Origin of the sequence: Stenotrophomonas sp. MYb238 (genome assembly GCF_009496535.1) — a bacterium.
Taxonomy (GTDB): domain Bacteria; phylum Pseudomonadota; class Gammaproteobacteria; order Xanthomonadales; family Xanthomonadaceae; genus Stenotrophomonas.
The window spans coordinates 76,242-97,460 of sequence record NZ_WIDL01000006.1; the positions used below are offsets into that span (position 1 = coordinate 76,242).

General features: G+C 62.9%; 22 protein-coding genes. 8 read left to right on the forward strand and 14 right to left on the reverse strand.

All coding sequences use genetic code 11. The annotated features are described in order from the left end of the window. Nucleotides 1–46 precede the first annotated feature (46 nt). The 6 genes from CQ393_RS05940 (at nt 47) to CQ393_RS05965 (ending at nt 4,721) form a co-directional block, all read left to right on the forward strand. The gene (locus tag CQ393_RS05940; protein ID WP_032665245.1) at nt 47–394 is read left to right on the forward strand and encodes an SMR family transporter; all 348 of its coding nucleotides are present in this window, start codon (nt 47–49) and stop codon (nt 392–394) included. A gap of 15 nt (nt 395–409) precedes the next feature. Beyond that, on the forward strand, nt 410–1,030 hold the full coding sequence (locus CQ393_RS05945) for a DUF3313 family protein (protein WP_016487830.1): 621 nt from the start codon (nt 410–412) through the stop codon (nt 1,028–1,030). Then, on the forward strand, nt 1,027–2,184 hold the full coding sequence (locus tag CQ393_RS05950) for an ABC transporter permease (RefSeq protein ID WP_016487831.1): 1,158 nt from the start codon (nt 1,027–1,029) through the stop codon (nt 2,182–2,184). Before CQ393_RS05945 ends, CQ393_RS05950 begins: the two co-directional genes overlap by 4 nt. Further along, entirely contained in the window at nt 2,181–3,002 is an 822-nt protein-coding gene (locus CQ393_RS05955) for an ATP-binding cassette domain-containing protein (RefSeq protein ID WP_016487832.1), read from the forward strand. Before CQ393_RS05950 ends, CQ393_RS05955 begins: the two co-directional genes overlap by 4 nt. Nucleotides 3,003–3,093: 91 nt before the next feature. Continuing rightward, nucleotides 3,094–4,023, forward strand: coding sequence for an MlaD family protein (locus tag CQ393_RS05960; RefSeq protein WP_016487833.1), 930 nt, complete (start codon nt 3,094–3,096; stop codon nt 4,021–4,023). Continuing rightward, nucleotides 4,020–4,721: an ABC-type transport auxiliary lipoprotein family protein gene (locus tag CQ393_RS05965; protein WP_016487834.1), complete on the forward strand. Its 702-nt coding sequence runs from the start codon at nt 4,020–4,022 to the stop codon at nt 4,719–4,721. Before CQ393_RS05960 ends, CQ393_RS05965 begins: the two co-directional genes overlap by 4 nt. 75 nt (nt 4,722–4,796) lie before the next feature. On the opposite strand, the gene CQ393_RS05970 is transcribed toward CQ393_RS05965, so the two are convergent. The 9 genes from CQ393_RS05970 to CQ393_RS06010 all read right to left on the reverse strand — a co-directional run bounded on the left by CQ393_RS05970 (nt 4,797) and on the right by CQ393_RS06010 (nt 12,246). Continuing rightward, nucleotides 4,797–6,791 (reverse strand): relaxase/mobilization nuclease and DUF3363 domain-containing protein, encoded by a 1,995-nt coding sequence (locus CQ393_RS05970; protein ID WP_016487835.1) that lies wholly within the window; start codon nt 6,789–6,791, stop codon nt 4,797–4,799. Between the two features lie 448 nt (nt 6,792–7,239). After that, nucleotides 7,240–7,827: a S26 family signal peptidase gene (locus CQ393_RS05975; RefSeq protein WP_006379345.1), complete on the reverse strand. Its 588-nt coding sequence runs from the start codon at nt 7,825–7,827 to the stop codon at nt 7,240–7,242. After that, complete coding sequence (locus tag CQ393_RS18030) at nt 7,824–8,381, reverse strand: DUF2840 domain-containing protein (RefSeq protein ID WP_006379346.1); 558 nt, start codon at nt 8,379–8,381, stop codon at nt 7,824–7,826. The genes CQ393_RS05975 and CQ393_RS18030 overlap by 4 nt, the downstream gene beginning before the upstream one ends. After that, on the reverse strand, nt 8,378–8,641 hold the full coding sequence (locus CQ393_RS18035) for a hypothetical protein (RefSeq protein WP_022652187.1): 264 nt from the start codon (nt 8,639–8,641) through the stop codon (nt 8,378–8,380). The genes CQ393_RS18030 and CQ393_RS18035 overlap by 4 nt, the downstream gene beginning before the upstream one ends. Further along, entirely contained in the window at nt 8,638–9,276 is a 639-nt protein-coding gene (gene parA / locus CQ393_RS05985) for a ParA family partition ATPase (protein WP_003092312.1), read from the reverse strand. The genes CQ393_RS18035 and parA overlap by 4 nt, the downstream gene beginning before the upstream one ends. 241 nt (nt 9,277–9,517) lie before the next feature. Next, nucleotides 9,518–10,363 carry a replication initiator protein A gene (locus tag CQ393_RS05995; RefSeq protein WP_022652188.1) on the reverse strand — a complete coding sequence of 282 codons (846 nt, stop codon included), beginning with the start codon at nt 10,361–10,363 and terminating at the stop codon, nt 9,518–9,520. A gap of 26 nt (nt 10,364–10,389) precedes the next feature. Continuing rightward, nucleotides 10,390–10,674, reverse strand: coding sequence for a helix-turn-helix domain-containing protein (locus tag CQ393_RS06000; RefSeq protein ID WP_001247107.1), 285 nt, complete (start codon nt 10,672–10,674; stop codon nt 10,390–10,392). Nucleotides 10,675–10,785: 111 nt separating this feature from the next. Then, entirely contained in the window at nt 10,786–11,556 is a 771-nt protein-coding gene (locus CQ393_RS06005) for a DUF2285 domain-containing protein (protein WP_006379424.1), read from the reverse strand. Between the two features lie 342 nt (nt 11,557–11,898). After that, nucleotides 11,899–12,246, reverse strand: a complete 348-nt coding sequence (locus tag CQ393_RS06010; RefSeq protein ID WP_016487838.1) for a DUF2958 domain-containing protein — start codon at nt 12,244–12,246, stop codon at nt 11,899–11,901. Between the two features lie 287 nt (nt 12,247–12,533). Here CQ393_RS06010 and CQ393_RS06015 point away from each other — a divergent pair, with 287 nt between their 5' ends. Then, complete coding sequence (locus tag CQ393_RS06015; RefSeq protein ID WP_006379425.1) at nt 12,534–12,827, forward strand: helix-turn-helix transcriptional regulator; 294 nt, start codon at nt 12,534–12,536, stop codon at nt 12,825–12,827. A 312-nt stretch (nt 12,828–13,139) separates the two neighbouring features. On the opposite strand, the gene CQ393_RS06020 is transcribed toward CQ393_RS06015, so the two are convergent. The 4 genes from CQ393_RS06020 to CQ393_RS06035 form a co-directional block, all read right to left on the reverse strand. Next, nucleotides 13,140–13,454, reverse strand: coding sequence for a DUF736 domain-containing protein (locus tag CQ393_RS06020; RefSeq protein ID WP_001273857.1), 315 nt, complete (start codon nt 13,452–13,454; stop codon nt 13,140–13,142). 770 nt (nt 13,455–14,224) lie between these two features. After that, complete coding sequence (locus tag CQ393_RS06025) at nt 14,225–14,434, reverse strand: hypothetical protein (RefSeq protein WP_016487839.1); 210 nt, start codon at nt 14,432–14,434, stop codon at nt 14,225–14,227. Nucleotides 14,435–14,495: 61 nt separating this feature from the next. Then, the gene (locus CQ393_RS06030; protein ID WP_006379606.1) at nt 14,496–16,565 is read right to left on the reverse strand and encodes a ParB/RepB/Spo0J family partition protein; all 2,070 of its coding nucleotides are present in this window, start codon (nt 16,563–16,565) and stop codon (nt 14,496–14,498) included. A gap of 80 nt (nt 16,566–16,645) precedes the next feature. After that, nucleotides 16,646–17,473, reverse strand: a complete 828-nt coding sequence (locus CQ393_RS06035; protein ID WP_003092327.1) for a DUF932 domain-containing protein — start codon at nt 17,471–17,473, stop codon at nt 16,646–16,648. 392 nt (nt 17,474–17,865) lie between these two features. Between CQ393_RS06035 and CQ393_RS06040 the strand changes: the two genes are divergently transcribed. Further along, the gene (locus tag CQ393_RS06040) at nt 17,866–20,322 is read left to right on the forward strand and encodes an AAA family ATPase (protein ID WP_016487840.1); all 2,457 of its coding nucleotides are present in this window, start codon (nt 17,866–17,868) and stop codon (nt 20,320–20,322) included. Nucleotides 20,323–20,388: 66 nt separating this feature from the next. Here CQ393_RS06040 and radC read toward each other — a convergent pair whose 3' ends face one another. Continuing rightward, on the reverse strand, nt 20,389–20,898 hold the full coding sequence (gene radC / locus CQ393_RS06045; RefSeq protein WP_016487841.1) for a DNA repair protein RadC: 510 nt from the start codon (nt 20,896–20,898) through the stop codon (nt 20,389–20,391). Nucleotides 20,899–21,219: the final 321 nt, after the last annotated feature.

Sequence of the window (21,219 nt, forward strand, 5' to 3'; positions counted from 1 at the left end):
AGAATTCGTATGTACCCACGCTTCATCCGTATGTCTCGCTAGGCTTATGCGATTCAGCATCCATCCGCTGATCTGGAAATCCTGGTCGATTGTCATTGCCGCAGGGGTTCTAGGAGCGGGCTATCCATTGGGCCTGCGGGCCATCACGGCGGGCGGTCCGACGCGCTGGGTCGGCCTCTGTGTGGCAGTGACGTGCATGGCGGCCAGCGGCGCACTTTTGTGGCTCGCGCTCAAGCGGATTCCGATCAGCGCGGCCTCTGCAGCCTGGGCAGGAATCGGGCTACTTGGAAACTTGGGTATCGGCGCCCTCTTGCTAGGCGATCTCGCATCAGTGACGCGCTGGTCTGGCACCGCCCTCATCGCAGCAGGCATTGCCTGTCTTAGTTTCGTTTGATCAAGGAGACCCATTATGAAGAGCAAAACTGCATTGATCCGCGGCGGCATTTTTTTTTGCGTAGCAGCCGCGCTCTCTGGATGCGCGACCAACAGCATGACGCGCTCCGGATTTCTCGGCGACTACGAGAAGTTATCGCCGACACGATACGAGAACGTACTGATGTACCGCGCAGCGGGATTCGAGCCCAAGCGTTATGCCGCTGTCGTGGTGGAAGATGCGCAGATCAAGACCGCCTCGGGTCGCATCGATGGGCTCGATGACGCGCAGCAGCGTGAAGTGCTAGACCATGTGACGAGCGAACTGAAACGCCAGGAAGGCAAAAGTCCCGCCACCCCAGGTGGCACGGGACAGGTTCGGGTGCGTGTAGCGGTCACCGAACTGCAGACACCGAATCGGGCAGTCAATGCAATGACGACCCTGCTGGTTGGACCCGTGACGACGGGCGGTGCCAGCCTAGAGTTCGAAGCAGTCGATGTAAGTACGGGACGACGCGTTGCTGCCGCCAGTTGCTTCGAGCGCGGCAACGTCATTAAAGAGTTCGCCGGTTCGTACACATTGCTGGGTCATGCCAAAGCGGCGATCACGAACTGCATCGAGCGCATCGACAGCGCTTGGCGGGACACGCAGCCATGAGCAACGCTTCACAGGCTTGGCTCCGGCAGGATGCCATGGTCGGCGGTGATCACAAATGGCTGGCGGGTGGCGACTGGACGATAGAGCACTACGCCAGTCTGGCAAAATCCGTGTCCGCCGCCCGCATCAGCCATGCCGAGGGGTACGCCACTCCCTTGCTCGACTGGACGCAAGTCCAGAGACTGGACACCGCCGGCGCGGCTCTGCTGGTGGAAATTCTCGGGCCAGACTCGATACTCGACCGGCCGGAGGCAGCTCCAAATCTGTCCCCGGATCGCCTCGCCCTAATGAAAGCGCTTGCCGCCGCTGCTACCGCTCAGCAGAAGACGGACAAAGCAGCGGTGAGCGGGAATCCTCTGCTCCGCGGTCTGGGACGCATAGGCCTGACCGTGGAACAGGGCTGTCGTGCGTGTCTTGGTCTGGCCGGGTTCGTGGGTCAGATCATCGAAACATGGAGCCGTACCGTTCGTCACCCGCGTCGCTGGCGCACGACCTCGGTGATCGCTCAAATCCAGCGGTCAGCGGTGGACGCCATTCCCATCGTGGCGCTACTGAGCTTCATGGTAGGAATGGTGGTGGCGTTCCTGGGCGCAACGGTGCTGGCCAACTTCGGTGCGAGCATCTTCTCGGTGCATCTGGTCGCCTTCTCGTTCATGCGCGAGTTCGGAGTGCTGCTCCCGGCCATATTGATTGCAGGCCGTACCGCAAGCGCGTATACCGCCCAAATCGGTTCGATGAAGGCAAATGAAGAGATCGATGCGCTTCGCTCCAACGCGCTCGACCCCATCGAGTTGCTGGTGCTGCCACGCGTGCTGGCGCTTCTTGTGTCCTTGCCACTGCTCACATTAGTAGGCATCTTGGCTGGCATTGTGGGCGGCGCCACTGTATGCGCACTGAGCTTGGAGATTCCTCCTGCACAGTTCCTTGCCATCGTGCAGGAAAAAATCGAGGTGCGCCATTTTCTTGTCGGAATGAGCAAGTCCCCGCTCTTCGCGGTGATGATCGCCGCTATCGGCTGCCATGAAGGGTTCAAGGTCGCCGGTAGCGCTGAGTCGGTAGGCGACCACACGACTTCTAGTGTTGTGCAATCAATCTTCATGGTGATCCTGATCGATGCCATCGCTGCACTGTTCTTCATGGAGATGGGCTGGTGAGCGCGGTGAAGGAAGACACCGACAACGGTGTGCGACACGCTATTGAAGTGCGCGGCCTAGACAACAGGTTTGGAACCCAGCAGGTCCATCAGGACCTGGACCTGGACGTGCGACGCGGGGAAATCCTTGGCGTGGTGGGAGGATCAGGCACCGGGAAATCCGTGCTCTTGCGTAGCATCGTCGGGCTGCAGAAGCCGCATTCGGGCGTGGTCCGTATCGGGGGGCGCGACCTACTGCGAGCCCAATGGCTTGCACGCGCGCGTATGGAGCGAAGGTTCGGCATTCTGTTCCAGAAGGGCGCGTTGTATTCATCGCTGACCGTCTTGGAGAACGTCGCTCTTCCTTTAATCGAGCATGTCGGTCTGGCGCGGCCTCTTGCCGAGCGTTTGGCAAGAAGCAAGCTGGGCTTGGTGGGGTTGCCTGCCGGAGCGGGAGACAAATATCCGGCCTCGTTGTCCGGAGGCATGGTGAAACGAGCAGCACTGGCGAGAGCCTTGGCGCTTGATGCGAACATCCTGTTTCTTGACGAACCCACCGCAGGACTGGATCCAATCGGGGCTGCATCTTTCGACCAATTGATTCTGACCCTGCGCAATGCACTGGGTCTCACGGTGTTTCTGGTAACCCACGACCTCGATACGCTGTACACCATATGCGACCGTGTCGCGGTCCTGGCGAACCAGAAGGTACTCATCAACGACGGCATCGAGGCAGTCGAGCGATTCAAGCACCCGTGGATACAGGAATACTTTCACGGCCCCCGTGGCCGTGCGGCCGCACAGGCCACTGGTGCTTCCAGCCAAGAGACGCAGCCATGAAACCCTTCCGCATCTGCATCATTCTTCCGTCGCGCACGCATTGGGCTGGGCGCACGCAATATTTACACTCTGAAAACGAGGTGGTCTGATCATGGAGCCACGTGCCCATCATGTATTCATTGGTCTGTTCGTCGTGCTGCTCGGTGCGATTGGTATCGGCTTCGCGCTCTGGCTCAGCGACACACGTTCCGACCACGATTACCAGTATTACCGGATCATGTTCGATGAGCCAGTGACCGGGCTTACGCCCGGCAGCCAGGTTCAGTACAGCGGAATCACGATTGGCGAAGTCGTTGCACTTTCTCTTTCGCCGCCTGACCCAAGGCGGGCGATAGCGCGCGTGCGTATCAATGCCACCATCCCGGTCCGGCAGGATACCCGCGCTGAATTGGTCATCACGGGAATTACCGGCAACGCGGTGATCGAGTTGAGCGACGGTGGGCCAAACGTGCCATTGCTGGATCGGAAAGAGGACGAGGAACCGTTGATCCTCGCGCCACGTTCGGCGATGGCATCCCTGGTCTCCGGCGAGGGTAACAGCATGACGACACTCAACGGCATCTTGCTGCGCACGCAGGAGTTACTGTCGAAGGAGAATTTGGCTCTTGTGCACCGCAGTCTAGTGAATCTCGAACAGACTACGGGCGCGGTCGCTGACCAGAGGGCCGAGATCGCGACGTTAATCAGCAATCTGACCGAAGCAAGCAGAGAATCGACAGCTGCCGTGCGCCAAGCAAATAGCACTCTTCGCGATGCCAACCTGCTACTAAATAACGATGGTAAGCAAATCATGGTGAACACGCGTGATGCAACGGCATCCCTCGAACGCGCCGCTTTCAGGGTTGAGACGCTACTGCAAAACAATCAGGAATCGCTGAACCAAGGCATGGCCGCCACAGGCCCTGCCATGCACGAACTCCAGCAGGCGCTGGCCAATCTAAACACCGTGCTGCGCCGACTGGATCGCAATCCGGCGCAATACCTGCTCGGTGGAGAGAACATTGAGGAAACCAAGCCGTGAACACTTCCGCCAGGATGATTCCCGTCGCTGCCGCGACTATGACGCTAGTACTCGGCTTGTCCGCGTGCAGTGTGCTTCCCAAAACAGCTCCAATGGTCACCTACAAACTGCCCGACTATCACATCGCCCAGGCGGAGAGTACGCCACGCGCCGTTCCTGGACCTGGGGCGCTGCGCGTCTACGCCCCTGAGAGTAGTCGCGTCCTGGATTCGGAGCGGCTTTTCATTGCGCAGCCCGATGGTCGCTTGTCGGCTTGGCAAGGAGTGCGTTGGGCCGACCCCGCACCGGTGCTGCTACGCGACCGAATCGTCGAAGCCTTCATGCGCGATGGGCGGTCGACTTCGGTGATTACCGATAGCACGCCAATGAGCGCCGATATGGAGTTGCGCAGTACGCTACGGGCGTTCCAGCTCGAATACCGCGGCACTGAAGCGATCGCCGCGGTTCGGGTTCGGCTCGATGTGCAACTGGTCGATCCGGCCAAACGGACTGCTATTGCCAGTAGACGCTTCGAAGCAATCCAAGCTACAGGCAGCAAGCGAGAGGCAGATGTGGTGAGCGCGTTCGGTGTCGCGACGGACGTGTTGGCCGGGCAGATCGTTGAATGGGCAGTTCAGGTCGGGGCAGCGCGTTTGCGAGTTGCACCGGAATCGGCAAGCAACCATGCACCCACAGCGTCGGCGATAAGCACAGACTAGTCGCCTTAACGGAGCACAGAAGCTAGGGCCAGAACGCTGCTCGACACCTTAACTCGGTACGACAGCCTACGGCCCCTATCCAATCCCAGGACCTCGTTGCCGTCCAACCTCCCATGACACACCGCCGCCGCGTACAGTCGCGGCGATCTGCTGCCCCAGTCGTGGCTCGATTATCGGCCGCCAAGGCACCAGACTGAACCCCATGCCGTCATCGAGCAGCGCATAGCGACCGCTGGCGAGAATGACCGAGCGCCGGTAGATGCCGGCTACGCGCTGCCCGTCTGTGACGTGCCGATGCTCCAACCCACTATCGGCGGCAATGTGCTGGGCGGCCTGCGCCAGCTCCCGATTGCGCAGCGTTTCCAGCAGATTCCGGGAGAGAATCACCCGCTGCCCACGCCGCTGGGCCAGCCCCTGTTCTTCGAGGAAGTCGGCGCGCTGCTGCAAGGCTTGCTTGGCATCGCCACCAAAGCCCAGGTCGCCCAATCCCCGGCCGCCGCCGATCAGTTGCTGGTCGAGCCAGGTGGCGCCGATCACGCGGGCCTGCCGCTCGATCGGCAGGTGAGATTTCAGGTCCACGGCCACGCCGCCCAGTCGCTGCGCATCGTACTGGCGCCCACGCTCGGATAGGTCGTCCGGCACTTTCCATAGCCCTTCCGCCACGCGCTCCACGATGCCGGCCCGGCGCAGGGCTTCCAGCCGTCGGACGTGGGCCGCGACGACTTCCTGCGGGTCGCGGCCGGGCTTGGCTCGGCCTTGCTCGATCGCCAGGTGATGATCGGTACGGTACAGGCCATCGCTCGCCAGTGCGGCGATGTTCTTGTCCGCCGCCCGTACCTCGGCGGAACCACGCACCTCCACCACCGCGCCGGTGGGGTAGCTCGCCAGTTCGTCGCGGGCGTTCAAAGCGACGTAGTGGGCCTTGCCGTCCACGCCGTCGATGACCAGATAGCCGCGGTCGTGCAGCTCGTCGGCCAGCCCCTTGGCGGCCACGCGGCCGACGAGGGTACGGCCGTCGTCGGCCGGCTCGAATACCGCCAGCTCGCGCGGCTGGCCGCTCATGGCGCGCTGCATGGTGCGGATGATGTCGCCACGCTCGCCCAGGGCACGCAGGGTCTTCTCAGCGTCGGCATGGATGGCCCAGGTGCTGGGCTGCACCTCGTCGGCCAGGCCGAGCCGCTGCAAGCGTTGCAGCCGGCCGATCAGTAGCAGGCGCTGGCGTTGCAACGTCGGTTCGTTGAAGCGTTCGATCCGCACCCGGTCATCCTCGCCGACCTCGCGCTGCAACGTGCGGTCGAGGCTCGTCCACCGCTCTTGCTTCACCTCGCGCTGCCAGGTCTGCTGGATCTCCAGTTCGGTGCGCGGCCCCAGCCATTCCGTCGCCAGCTCGGCGGCGCGATGGCGGAAGCCGTGGGCGATGTAGTCGCCCGCGATGACGAGGTCTCTGCCGGTATCGTCGCGTCCGCGCACGATCAGGTGCGTGTGCGGGTTGTCGGTGTTCCAGTGATCGACCGCCACCCAATCCAGCCGCGTTCCCAGGTCGGCCTCCATGCGGTTCATCAGGTGCCGGGTGTAGGTGCGCAGGTCGTCCAGCTCGGCTCCGTCTTCCGGGGAAACAATGAAACGGAAATGGTGTCGGTCGTCCTGGCAGCGTTCCTTGAAGGCATCGAGGTCGGCATGGTCGGTCTGCGGCCCGTAGGCACGGCCCGGCTCGCCGTCCCGGCCGGCACCGTCGCGCTCGATGTAGCGCAGGTGCTTGGCGAGCGACTGCGGGCTGGCGTTGCGCTGGTTGACCAGCAGCGTCTTGACGGTCACGCGCCGTGACATGGGTGTCAGCTTTGCACCTGCGAAGCGCGCTGCCGTATGGCCGCGCCCAAGCCGTGAGCCGGGCCGCTGGCCCGCGTGCTGGCCGCTCCCGCCAGCGACAGGACGGCGCACCGCCGACTTGCCGCCGCTGGCTTTGCCAGCCCGCTTGAGCACCTTGGAAACGAAGCTCTGGCCCTGGCCTTTGCCTCGGTTCTTCGGCGCGCCAGGGCGCACCCGGAAATCGTCGTCGCGGCGGTCGGTCATGGCAGCGCCCCTGGCAAGCTCCGGCGTCTCCGGGCGTGCGAAGCACGCGGACATGCCTGCATTGGCGCGGGCCTCGCGCCCCACGCGGCACGGCGGCAAAGCCGCTCCGTGCCGCGCCACCCCCATGTGCAGACAGGCCTTCGACGCGGCCCGGTGCCGCGTCCTTTTGTCTTGCCTTCCGCCTTTGCCCCTCGCTCCCGCTCCGGGCATCGGCGGCCCCGCGGCGCTGCTGCACCAGCAGCCAGCCCGCCGGCGAACACGCCAATGGCCGCAGGCCAGGCGCGTTCGAGGCAAGACGCCTGCACGTTGGACGGCTGCGCCGAAGGCAGCGCGAAGTGCGGTGCGAATGCACCCGCACTGCACGTGCGATGACAAGGCGACGAACAGTAGAACGACATGCCCGATGGCACGATGAGAGGCGCGGCAAAGTGCAGCGAATCGGCGGCCATCATGGACGTGTCTCCAGCCAGATCGGATGCGCAACGCCGATCGCGGTGGATGCACTGACCGGCCCGAAATAGCGGCTGTCGAACGACGCTGGGTTGGTCACGCTCAAGAGGAACAGTTCGCCCGGTTCGAGACGGCGGCAAAGCTGCAAGGATGGCAGCGGTCGGCCCTGCCGGTCGGCAGGCAGGGCGGCGGCCACCGGCACGCCGTCGATGCGAACCTGGCCGGCGACGATGCAGACGTGTTGTGGCGCGACTGCGCCCACACGTTTGAGCAGCGGAACGCGGGTCGGTAGGTAACTGCGCTGCGCAGCCAGCATGGCGGCCCTGTCGGGCAGCGGCACCAGCACGATGCTGTCCACGGACAGCGGACGTGGCCGCGAGGCGGTGCGCGGGTCGAACGGTTCGATGCGATACCAACCGACCGCCACGCTGTCGGACGGGTTGTAGGCCATTCGCGGCAGGGGCTGCACGAACGCAGCCCAGGCCAGCGCAGCGAGGCCGACGGTGGCGAAGCCTGCCAGCACGAGGCGAGTGCGCAGGCGCGAGCGAGGATGCGGCACGGGGCCGGTCGTGGAAATCGTGGTCATGGCAATGCCCTCCCTGCCAGCCAGGCGGCGTGCCGTTCTGTGGTGTATGTGGGTAACGCCGAGCGCGCTGCGAGCCGGTTCGCGAGCGTGCGCCAGTACGCGGGCGATGTGTCTGCGGCTGCGATGCCCAGCGCCTCGATGTCGTCGATGCGTTCCAGCACGGCGCGAACGTTGGCATCGCCTTCGGCGTGCAACAGCAGACGCGCGCCCGGCTGCACGCCGGGGATGCGTTGCACGGCGTCCAGCGGCGTGGCGGTCTGCATCACCATGAGCTGCCAGCGGATCGTGCCGTAGTCGTTGGCCTGCCAACGGATGCGGCACAGAACCGCGTTCGGCAGGAACACGGCGCAGCGCCGCCAGCGGTCGAGCTGGAGCGTGCGCGCCGGTTCGCCGAAGCGCAGGTAGAGCTTGAAGCGGGGTTCGATGTAGGTCAGCGCCACGCGCGTCAGCGGCACGTTGCCGGCCTGGCCGGCGAGTGTCGAAGGCGCCGGCGGCGGTGCAGCCGTGGGCGCACTTGCTTTGGGGGTGTGGGCGGTCGAAGCGGATGCGTTCACGGCGTGCCCTCCGGGGGAAACTCCCGCTCCAGCAGGCTGCGCAGCAGTTCGGCTACGGTCACGCCTCGCGTGAAGGCCGACACCTTGATGCGCGCCCGCATGGCGGGCGTGATGTCAAGCGTCAGTCGAGCGGTGTAGAGGTCGCCTTTCTGCAAGGCATCTGCGTCGCCCTGGCGAATCCACGCTTCGGCGTGCGGATTCGCTGGGGGACGTACACCGATGCCGACGCGCTTGCTGCGTGGTGATGGCTTTCCAGTCATGTCGGCCACCGCAGCAGTTCGTCGGTGAGCGCGGCGATCTCGCGGGCAGCGGCGCTGTCGGGCGCGGTTTCGCGGGCGAGCCGGCCAGCGGCTACGCTGTCGGCAAAGACGATGCGCTGGTGGATCTCCGAGCGCAGCGCGGGCAGCGGCTGTTCGGCCAGCGATTGCCGTGCCTCCCTGCCGATGATGGTGGTGCTGACGCGCCGGTTGATGACGAAGGCCGCGCGTAGCGCTGGCCGGAACACCTGTGCTTCGCGGATCAGTGCGACCATCTCGGCAGAAGCCCATACGTCGTAGGGGCTGGGCTGCACGGGGATCAGCACGCGCTCGGCCGCCAGCAGCGCGGAGCGCGCGAGGGCGGCGATGCGCGGCGGGCCGTCGATGATGATGTGATCGGCCCGCCTGGCGAGTTCTGGCGCTTCCTGATGCAGCGTTTCGCGGGCAAGGCCCACGGCGCTGAACAGACGGGGCAGGCCCTGCTGGCTACGCCGCTGCGTCCAGTCGAGCGATGACCCCTGCGGGTCGGCATCCAGCAGGATGACATGCAGGCCGCGCATCGCCAGTTCGCCGGCGATGTGCGTGGCGAGCGTGGTCTTGCCGACGCCGCCTTTCTGGTTGAGAAACGCGAAGATCATGGCGCGGCCCTCCGAGCTGGAAAGCCGGCCTGGGCGTGCCATTTCGTGGTTGTCCACCGAAACGGCGCGCTTCTACTAAAAGTTATGTATTTCTTGTTAGGTAAGTTAGAGGGAACGCAAACCCGCGCCGTTGTTGGCTTTCCGGCGTTTTCGTACTCCTGATAGCACGAGGGTCGTACTCCTGATAGCACGATACCCGGTACTCCTGATAGCACGAGGCCGTCCACAGGTTCTCCCGCAGTTATCCCCGTGCCGCGTGCGGCACGGGCCGGAAGGTCAGCAGCTCGGTGTTGTCGTCCGGCATCCGCTCGATGCCGAGGACGTAGCCGGGCAACGACTGCCGCGCCACCAGGGCGCGCACGTCGTAGGCGAAGTCCGAGAAGCGGGCCGCGCTGCCGGATTTGCGGTACAGGTGTCGGAAGTCGAATTGCCAGCCGTGCTCCTGCCGCCCGCCATGCTTGCGCACCAGGCGGTACAGCCAGCGTTCGATACCGCCTTTCAAGCGGAAATAGGCCGGGTCGATGGTCAGCACCAGGGCGGCGTCGAGCACGCCGGCATAGAACCAGTCCGGCAAGATCAGCTCGATGCCCAGCGGGGTGCCGCTGGCGTCGGCGAGTTCCTTCCACTCGTTGATCCACGAGAAGCGATGCAAGCGCCTTCCCGTGGTTTCGCGGATGGACGTGGCCACCGTGGTCGATTGCAGCCGGTCGAGGGCGGCCTTCAGGCGCTGGTAGTCGTTGAGGGACGTGCCGCGCCCGATGAAGCGCAAAATCTCGTAAGGCGTGGCGCGTATCCAGCGCGACGGGCGCAGGCCCGCGTCGCGCGCCTCCACGATCTGCGAGGCGGCCCATATCAGCACGTCGGCATCCCATATCGTTGCGATGCCGTGCTCCTGCGTGCCTTCCACGCGAATGGTGACGTTCCCGCTGCGGAAGTCGATCGGCGCCGTGCGCCGCGACTTGGCAAGCGAGAAGAACGGAAAGGCCATCAAGTCCTGGGAATCGCGTGGCGCCATGTCGCCCGGCAGCGCTCGGAACAGATCGAGCTGTTCGCGCTGCGGCAAGGCTTGCCCTGGCGGGCTGGACATGGCGAAGGCCACCCACGCGCCGACGATCAGCGGCCATCACGGTAGTCGCCCGCGTGGCGCTCGGCGTATTCGGGATCGGACGTGGCCTCGTAGCTGCGCTGGTCGGCCCAGGCATCGAGGTCGGACACCGCGTACATGACGCGGCGGCCGAACTTGCGGAACTTGGGGCCGCCGCCGATCACCCGCTGCTTCTCCAGCGTGCGCGGCGACAGCCGCAGGTAGTCGGCGGCTTCGTCGTTTGTCAGGTAGCGTTGAGGCTGCGAGGTCGCAGTGACGGCAGCGGCGGCAGGCCGCGAGGGAGCAGGTCGCATGGGATGTACCTCCATCAAGCCCGGCCACACCACGCGGCCGGATAGAGGCACTCTCAAGAAAGCAAGGCTTCTTGCTAAGGGACGATTCGCACGGGTCGAGAAACGTCCCCCCTAATGCGACGGGAACATTGGAAGCTGCGCTAGTCGGCGGTAGCCGCCGTGCATCAGCTCATCGCCGCGGCGTACCAGCCGCCGCACGCGGGCACGCAATGCACTGTCTTTGTGCCAGTCGGCCGCGACGGCATCCGCGCCGAACAGACCTTCGGCCACTTCGCGCAAAGAGGCTCCCGCGAGGGTCGCGTCGAGCGCTTGCAAGGTATGCAGTTCCAGCAGCGCGGCGGGCGTGGGGCGAGAGCGGGCTGTTGCCACAGGCGCGGCCACGGTTGCGGCAGATAGCGCATCCAGCTTCGCAGCGAGCGTGCGGTAGCGCGCACAGGGCGTGGCGCAGGCGCGTGTGGCGTAGAGATAGGCCGAGCCATCTTCTAGGTCGGGTGCGAGTGCGAGCCGAACGCAGCAGCCTGGCCAATGCGATACAAGCACCAGGCGCTTGCCGTCGTGGGTCAGTTGCTTGCGCCCAGGAATGCGCCAGAACTCGAAGGTATGCGCATCGGGTGGTGGGTCGGCGTCGGGGTATAGCTGCACCACGCCGTCGTGATCGGGGAACCAAGCAGGATGTGCATCGCGCGCATCCAGGCCGGGATCTTCCAGCAGGCGCAGGCCCCAGGCCTGCGCCGCATCTGGCTTGCGACGCCGGCGTAGCCAGTCGCGCCGGTAGCTTGCATTCCTGCGCAAATACTCCCAAGCCAGCGCTGGGCCATCGAGGTGCAGCGTGTAGAGATACGCGGCCGTGGGATACCAGTGTTGGCTGCTGCGGTCAGTCATGGCGAAACCTCCCTGTTTCTGGGAACGTCGCCACAATTCCGCTGTGCGGGAGCTATCGAATCGCCATCAAGTGGTCATCAAACTCGGGTTACGCTTTAACTGCTGGTGTCAAGACAGATTCGCTCCAGTGCATTGCCGAAATCGTCTAAATGCGACGACTGCACCGCCCGGAAATGGGGTGCAGCATTGAACACCGTGCCGAATCTCGCGCCTGGCATCATGACTGTTTTGGTCAGGAGCGCACCACCCTGGTGCAAGCATGCGGATCAAGACTTGCCAGGTCTTGGCTAAGACCGAAATAGTCACAATGCGATACTTTTTGCCTGGTCGCGCTGGAATGCGTCAATCGGTGATCGAACCGTTTTCCTGAGCCAGTCGAACGTATTCCGACAGCGGCCGCGTCGGCTGGAAGTACCGATCTCGTATCACGGGCTGCTTGAGCGGCCCGACGATGGACGCCAGATCGGACAGCTTCACCGTCGCCAGGGCAGGCATCCCGATCCCGAGGTCGATCAGGCCGTAGGCCGTATCGCCATCGGTCGGATCGAGCGCGGCCAATAGCCAGGTCGCATGTGCGTCCGGTGTGAACAGGCGCACCACGGGCAGCGGGTCACATTCCTGGCCTGCGGCGCGGGTGAGGCCGTGGGCCAGTAGGTGCACCCGGTCTTCCTCGGTGACAAGCGTGGTCAAGGCCGCGCCCCTTCCACGAACACACGCAATCGCCGAGGCGCATCTGTGCCTGCGGACGGATGCACGTATGCGCAAGCGCACGAAGCCGCAAAAGCGGAGAGGCACGAAGGCGTATTGGTGGAAGTCAGGAAAGACACGGACGCGGTTCCCTGGGTCTGAGGAAATCCGCAGATGCGGATCTCCGTAAAAGCACGGAAAAGGAAAACATCACCACCAAATGAACACTATAGATTGTAGTCCTATAGGGCGCAATGGGCTGTCATCTTGGTTTTTTGGGGAAACCATAGGTGGCAGCGAAGAACTCATTGGCAGCGGCGATTCGGACGGTAAGGAAGGCGCGTGGTTTGAGCCAGGAAGCGTTCTCCAACGTGTCCAGTCGCACCTACATGAGCACGCTGGAGCGCGACCTGAAAAGCCCAACCATCCAGAAGCTGGCCGATCTGTGCGAGGTCATGGAAGTGCATCCGCTCACGCTGCTCACATTGGCTTATGCCGGTGACAGCACCCGCGAAGCTGATGAATTGCTGGCACAGGTGCGCCAGGAACTCAGGGCGATATTGGAAGAGCCCGACACGCCGTAGCGCGTTGGCGTGTGGTACTGAATTGCAGCAAGCGGAGCGCGCAGCGCCGCAGGCGCGAAGGCGTGAGGGATTGAAGCCGGATGGCCGTGACGGCTTGCCGGCACGGGGCGAAGCCCGAAAGCCCGGCGGCGCTTACAGCGCCGACACGCCACACACCGCTCGTTGACACGGATTGCGAGCCACAAGGCACGCATGCAGGCCCGCGGTGACGGGCGTATCCAGCACGCGGCAGCAGCAGAAATCCTGCGCGTGCGGTGCTGCGATCAGCAGCATCGCGCCCCGCCGCAGTGGGCGGGACGCGGTAAGCGGCTGTCAGGCCGCCTTCGGCTTGTTGCGCGACCAGATCAGGTCGTGCGTGCCGTCCTCGTTCTCGATCAGGCGGGCATAGACCGTCGCCGGGAACGAAGGGTCGTCGATGGATACGGACAGGTATTCCCGCCCGGCCTCGCTGGTCTTCTTCCACGCTGCGCCGACTTCGTGGCCAGCCGCTTGCAGGTGGAAGTCGGGGGCGTTCTCGGTGTCGCCCTTGTCGTTGGGAACCAGCTTGACCTTGACGTTGAGCGTCAGGGTGCGAAGCGTGCCGGTGAAGCCGTCTTTCTCTGCGGTGAAGGTGCCGATGTTAGCCATGATGTTTCTCCTTTCGGGTTGAACAAGGTCGCGCCAGTGCGTCCTTGTTGTGATCCGGCCGGCGGGGGATGGGCTGGTCGCACCGCGCAGCGGTCGCAACAACGTGGAGAACCTGGAAGCGAAAAGAATTTGTCCCGCGAGGAATGCGCGCAGCGCAGGGGAAATTGTTTTCGCTGCAAGGTTGCGGCCATGAAGCCCAAGGCGCAGCCGCGCCACCGCCAGGATTCACAACAAGACAAGGACGCACAGGCCGCCCGCTCCCGAATGGAGACGTGGCCAACTCGGCATCCCCGCGTGACGGCTGCACCGGCTTGCGCCCTGACGCGGGCCAGGTCAATGCCCCGACGACAAGGCCAGAGCGCCCCTGCCGCAGCTCACGGCCACATACTGAGGCGTGGTGTGGAAGCTCCATAGAAGCGAGGCTGGGCGGCGTGTCGGTGAACCGTCTTTCGTGACGTACAGACAACGAACCGCCAGCGTCGGGGACGGCACGCTTTCGTGCAACCTGCCGCAGCAAGCCGGGGCGTAGCCACACCAGCCCCGCCCATTGCGGCGGGGCTCGGTCGAATCGTTGGCGGCGCGATGCGCCGCCACACTTGCTGGCTTCGTGGATTTCGCGCACGAGCGCCCTTGTGCGTGGCCCCATCGCCGCCGACCGAAGGCGGCGATGGGGCTTTTTTTTAGCAGTGAAACCGGGCGCGGCCACCGCCGCGCCCGGAGTTTTCGACCACCGGCCCCAAGGCGGCACGGCTTGGGGCCGGTGCGGCTCGTTATTTCTTGGTTTCGATGATCCACCACACGGCGCGCGGCAAGGCGCGGCCCGTGAGGGGATGCAGATCGGTCAGGTCGGCGCGGGCCGTCCAGCCACGCGGCGGACGGTAGCCGCGCACGTCGCCGTCGCCGTGCCAGCGGCGGGCGCGCACCGTGCCGGAGGCATAGGTCGCAGCCATACGGGGGCGGTTTGCGGGTTGGTGGGTCATGGCAGGCATCCTCAATATGAAGCGCCCCGGCCGGAACCGGGGCGCTATCTACGGTGCGAAGTCACGCGGCCAAAGCCTCGGCCTGCGGCTGGACATCCGCCACGGCGGCCGCTTCTTCCTGTGCTTCGGCTTCGCCATCCGCCGGCGCGTCCTGCCCGGCCTGCTGCGGGCCTTCGGTGCGGAAGATGGCGGGCATCCAGCCGGTGCCAGCGGCGAGCCGTTCGGCTTCGCTGGCAATGTCGCCCTTCTTCAACTTCGCCAGTCGGGTGACGTGCGAGGGCGCGAACCCGCCAACGGCTTCCAGAATCGCGGCCTTCGGCACATGCCGGAAGTAACCCTCATTGGTGGGCTGCCACCACGCGGCCATATCCAGCCCCACGGCCTGCGCCAGTTCCGCGCCGGGCTGGTGCGGCGTGGCGCGAGGCGTCACCACGTCCACCGTGGAAGCTAAGCACACGGCCAGCAGCCGCACCAGTTCATCCTGTGATTTCGCCAGCAGCGCGGCGAACAGTTCGGCGCTGTCCTCCGGCAAGGTTTCGCCTGCCACCTGTTGCAGTTCGCGCAGCGCCACGGCGGCGGGTGATTCCGGCCAGTCCGGGGCCATGCCTTCCAGCCGGTCTTGCACCGTGAGGCGCACGCCCAGCGGCAGGTCGTGGCCGTAGTGGCTTTCCTGCAAGACGGTCTGCACCATGCCATGCACCACGGCGGCCAGCGCGGCTTGCGGATGCCGGGCCACTTCGATTTGCAGCGCGGCGGTACGGTGCGCGCTCAACCGCTGCGCCAGTCGGTCGGACATGGTGGCGGTCTTGGGCTGCTCGTCGTCCTCGCCTTCGTCCTCGTTTGCGGCTTCGCCTTCGCTGCCGAAACCCTGCCGCAGTCGTTCCAGCGTGCGCAGCGCCTTGGCTTCGGCTTCGCGCAGCAGCCCGCGATGAATCGCGGCCTGCCCGTCGCGGTCGATGGTGACGATGGCACCGGCTGCGGCCTTCACATTGGCCGCATAGTCCAGCAAGCCTTCTTCCAGCGCCTGCAACTGCTCGCCCAGGCGTTCGCCTTCTTCCTGCAAGGCATCGGCCTTTTCTTCGTCTTCGTCGTCCAGCGCGGCATCCACGGCTTCGGCCAGTTCGTGCAGCTTGGTTTGCAGCTTCTCGATGCGCTGCGCGTCGCGCTTGTTCGGACTGCGGCGTTCCCTTGGCGCACGCTGGAAGGCTTGCAGATCGGCATGGGTCATGCCCGGCGTGGCATCCACCCACGCCCAGCCCTCGGCCTGCACCTTGGCGGCGATACCTGCCAGCTTGTCCTGCGCCAGCCGTTCCAGCAGTGCGGCATCGGTCAGATACACGCCTTTGTCGCCCTCCGCGAACAGGTCGCGGCGGATGCCACCGCCTTCCTGCTCGTAGCCGTCCAGCCCGACAAAGCGCACCAGCGGATGCCGGTAGGCGTCGATTTCGCGTTCGGTCAGACGGTCGCGCAGGTTGTGCGGGCTGCGCTGCCATGTCGGCGCATCGTAGAACGCGGCTTCCTGCGCGGCGTGGTCGTCGGTGATGGCAAGGGCCATCAACTGGTCAAGGCTCACGGCCTCGGCGCGATAGTCGGCCAGCAGGCGCGGCGAGACGTTGGCGAGTTTCAAGCGGCGCTGCACCACCAGCGGCGTGACGGAAAAATCCGCTGCGATATCCTCGATGCTGCGGCCTTCGGCCACCAGCGCGGCGAACGCCTCGAACTGGTCGGCGGGGTGCATGGCTTCGCGCTGCACGTTCTCGGTCAGGCTGGCCGTGCGTGCGGTGCCATCGGCCACCTGCAGGCAAGGCACCTCCCATTCCTTGCTGATGCGGTGCTTCTTCGCCAGCAGCTTCAACGCTGCGAGGCGACGGCCACCGGCCACGACTTCGTAATGCTCGCCGTCGGCGGCGGCAATCACGATGAGGTTTTGCAGCAGGCCGACACGCTGGATGCTGGCGGCGAGTTCGGGAATGGACATGCGCGGGGTCTTGCGCACGTTGCGGCCAGTGGGGCGCGACACCAGCCGCGACAGCGGAACCAGAATCAGGTTCTTGGTCGGGTCAGCGGCTTCCAGCGGGATAGCGGCGGCGGTGTTGATGGCGCGGGCTTCGGTTTGGGTAACGGCGTTCATGGTGATAACTCCTATCGGTTCAGGAATGCAGCAGCGAAGAAAGCGACAAGGGCTGCTGCCTGCCCCTGCCGCGTGGGGATTCAGGCTTTCAACTGGCGCATGCCATCGGCCAGCAGCCAGAGGGCGCGATTCAGTCGGATGTTTTGGTCGATGCCCTGCACCGGGCGGGTTTGCTGTCGGCGCCCGTTGGCGCTGCGGCCACGCAGCCCGCCTTGGGTCAGGTTTTCTTGGGTGCGGTTGAACACGCTCCACAGGTCGGGGCGGCGGTCGTCGAAGCGGCGCGGCATCAGGATTTGCGATTCCGTGATGGGCGCGGGCTTGTCGGGGTCGTCGTACTTGAGGGCGAGCGCGGCGCGGGCGAACACTTCGGATTCGCCATCGTCCAAGGTGATGCCGCGCATGGCATCGCGCGATTCCTTCACCCGATCGAAACCGCTCAAGACTTCGTAAGCGCCCTCAATGACCAGACCGGCCACGTCGCCTTTATGGGGCACTCGCACATCGGCCACGGTGTTGCCGCAAACAAGGCCATTGCTGCACACGAACCGGAACATTCCGGCCAGCATCTGATAGCTGCTGGTGCCGTCGTGCGAGTTCAGCAGCACGATTTCGTTGGCCTCCGCGCCGTTGATCTGGCTGGCATGGCGCAAGCGAATCATGTGTTTGGTGTGCTCGCGCTTGCCTTCGTCGCGCACGCGGGTTTGCGTCACCATGAAAGGCTGGAAGCCTTCTTTGCGAAGCTCGGTCAGCACGGCGGCGGTGGGGATATAGGCGTACCGCTGCGAACGGCTCTCGTGCGGGGCATCCGCGAAGATGGACGGGGCCACGCGGTGAATCTGGTCGTCGGACAGCGGGTAATCGCTGCGCAGCGAGGGGGAGCGGAAAGCGAAACGGGATGCGAGTTGCATGGTCTTTCTCCTGACAAAAGAGGTTTGCTGTTCACACCGCACACCGGATTTCTAGATTCGGAGCCCAGCCTTTCGGCTGTTTGGTGCGGTCGGCACGAGGAACCCGGTTGGCCCTGTTGCCACCGTCTTTCCTGAGTTCATCGCCCGCGGCCAAAGGAGCGCGCGGACGGGGGCCGTCAAGGAGCCAAGCGCAGGGTGGGTGCGGCCCGCAGGCGCAGCCGAGGACACGGCCCTGCGCGCCTTGACGGCACACGGGCGCGGGCTACGGTCGCGGGTAAGGTGATGAAGTCAGGGGAGACGGCTGGACAAGGCAACGGCCATCCCTTTGTGCTGACCGCACGCAAGCGAAGCGCGCAGGCCCGAAGCTGGAAGCCGGGCCGTAGGCGTCAGCGATGCGGAAGGCTGGCGAAGCCAGTCCCGCCAGGGATGAGCGACTAGCGAACCTGGAGCAGCGCGATCCGCGAAGCGGAGACGCAAGAGGACTCTTCGTTTACCATTTGTTTCGCAAGCTAATGATGGGAAAGCAAGAACACGGAGATCTAGAGATGATTGTCTGCATCAACCGCCTCAAACAGTTCGGAATCTTCAGCGACTTCAATGGAACGAAGATCCAAAAGTTCGGCCGGTACAACCTGGTCTATGGTTGGAATGGAACAGGCAAGTCAACGTTATCGAATCTATTCTCTTGCTTTGAGCTTCGCTCGATGGTTCCCCGCTTCAGCACGGGCCAATTTTCAGTAGTTCTGGAGGATGGCTCAACGATCACGGAATCCACACTCCACTCATCCCAATTGAATATTCATGTTTTCAATCAACGCTTCGTGCATGAGAACATTGATTGGGACAAATCCGTAAAGAGCATCCTTCTTATTGCGAAAGAGAAGATTGATGACTTGCAGAAGCTGGAGAAGCTGAAGAGCGAGCTTCAGTCGAAAAAGAAGGCTCACGACGACAAGCAAAGCGATATCAAGAAGCAGCGTGAGGCATTAGAGAAGTTCCTGACCAATGCTGCCAAGAAAATGAAGCTTGGACTTCAGGCGATTGATACGAGCGACAGTTATTACTTGAATTACGACCGCCGCAAGCTCTCCAACTTCATACAGAATAACGGCGAGACAATTATCAAGGCGGAGTCGGTTCTTCCAGATGAGAGGGTTATCGACCTTACGAATGCCGCCAAGCCAGATCAGCTTCCAAGCATTGCTTTCGCCTCAACGGCCATTGAGCCGGACTACTTTAAGAAAGCGGCGGGCCGCATCAGAGATTTGATTGGGACTACGGCGGTCAATCAAGCAATCCAGCGGCTTACCGATAACCCGGACATCCGCGAATGGGTTCAAGCAGGCTTGGAAATCCATAAAAACCACGACTCGCAATCCTGCGAGTTCTGCGGCTCTCCGTTCGCCCAGCTTCGTGCCGAGGCGCTTGCTGCCCACTTCAGCAAGGAGTTCACGGAGTTTCAGAGCCGACTTCAGAATGCGGCGACATGGATTGAATCTCAAGGCGCTCCAGCTAATCAGTTTCCCGCATCGACCGAGTTTTATAAAGAACTATCGGCCGAGGCAGAAAAGCTTCAAAAGGACTACGCAACTGCTGCTGAAAAGATCGACCAGCAAATGGACGCCTGGCGGGAAGCCCTGAAGGCCAAGATCACAGACCCTGGGAAGACAGACATTCAGATCTCGGATGTGGTTGAAGACGATGTCACCAATTTCAATGACATCCTGAAGTCGATTGTTGCTCTCGTTGGAAAGCACAACAATAAGACTTCAAATTTCAAATCTGAGACCTCAAAAAGCAAGGTGGCACTGGAGCTTCACTTTGCTGCGGCTGAGGTGCAAGAGTTTGACTATGCTGGAAGTGAGAAGAAGTGCAATGACCTTGAGTCAGAAGCAAAGAACGACCATAAGGAAATTGAAAAAATTAGTCTAGAGGTCGGAGCCATAGAAGCGGCGCTCTCGAATGAAACGGTCGGGGCAAAGGAGTTCAATGACATCCTGCATCGCTTCATTGGCCGCTCTGAGCTTTGCCTGAACTTCAATCAGAAGAAGAAAGGCTATGAGATCATCAGAAACGGGGTTGGTGAGCACGATGGGAATTTGAGCGAAGGTGAGAAGACTGCGATTGCATTTGTCTATTTCATCACGAAGCTCAAAGAAAATGGAAATAACATCAAGGATACGATCGTCGTCGTTGACGATCCGGTCTCAAGCTTTGATTCTAATCACTTGTTTCACGCCTACTCGTTTTTGAGAACGCAATGCACTGAAGCCAAGCAACTTTTTGTGCTGACTCACAACTTCACTTACTTTAAGCTAGTGAGAGACTGGTTCACTGGCACCAATAGGAATCGAGTCAAAAAAGGCAACGCCGAGAATTGCTTCTTTTATCGCCTGGATGCGCCACCTGGCTCCCCTCGTCACTCCCTACTTGTGGATGCCGACGACTCACTCAAGAACTACGGTTCCGAGTACCACTATATCTTCAAGAAGCTTTACGAATATAGGGCGCACACGACACTCAATCGAGATGAGGCGTTCTTGACCGCCAACCTCGCCCGAAAGCTTGTTGAATCGTTTTTTACCTTCAAATATCCAAGGCGGCGAAGCGACATTAGTCAATTGATGGAGGCTGGCCTAAAAGATTGCACCATCACGACACCAGAGCTTAAAGAAAAAATCTACCGCTTTATCAATAAGTATTCACATAGCGACGTTATTGAGATAACAGAGGAATCCGCAGAAAACTTGGCAGGCGAAAGCCACAGCGTCATCGGGAACATCTTCCAGTGGCTGGAAGAGGTGGACAAGAAACATTACGACGAGATGATTCAGGTTGCGACGGCCTGAGCATCAGGCCGCGAGGGCCATAGCTATGCCACCAGGCGCAGCAAAAAGGGGCCGAAGCCCCTTGGGCTAGATCAGCCCATGCTCGGCGAACGATGCCGTTTCGTTGCCCGCAACGATGATGTGATCGAGCACGCGCACGTCCACCAGACCCAACGCTTCCTTGAGCCGCTGGGTCAGCGCCCGGTCAGCCGCGCTCGGCTCGGGGTTTCCGCTCGGATGGTTGTGCGAAACGACGACCGCCGCCGCATTGAGCCGCAGCGCCTCCTTGACCACTTCGCGCGGATACACCGACGCACCGTCAATAGTGCCGTGGAACATCTCCCTGTATTCGATCAGACGATGGCGCGTATCCATGAACAGCACTACGAACACCTCATGCTCGAAGCTGGCCAACTTTGTACGCAAGTATTCCTTGACCGCCGCCGGCGAAGTGAACTCTGCTCCGCGCTGCATTTTCCGGTCAATGACCTGGCGCGCAGCTTCCAGAATGTCGTCGGCCGATGCCGGTAGATAGCGCCCGTGCGCGTCGCGCACCAGCAGACAGGAATCGAACGAGGGAAAGGACAGTTGCGACATGATCGTGCTCCGGTTGCTCGGGCGGAATTGCCCGGAACCGGCGGCAGCACGGCGCAGCGCAAGCAGTCAGGGGTCGCAGACGGCCGCCAGGACGCAAGCGCGCATGGCGCGCGCCGCCCTTGACGGCGAGAACGCCGTGATACGGTGAAGGGAACAGCAAGACCGCCCACACCCGCCCACTGCACAGAGTCGATTTTTGGCAAGCGGAGCGCGCAGGCCCGGATCAACGAGCCGGGACGGAGGCGTCAGTGATGGAAGCCCGACAGGGGCGAGACTCGCGCAGCGAAGCTCGATGCGCAGCACGACAGCGCGACGGCGGCA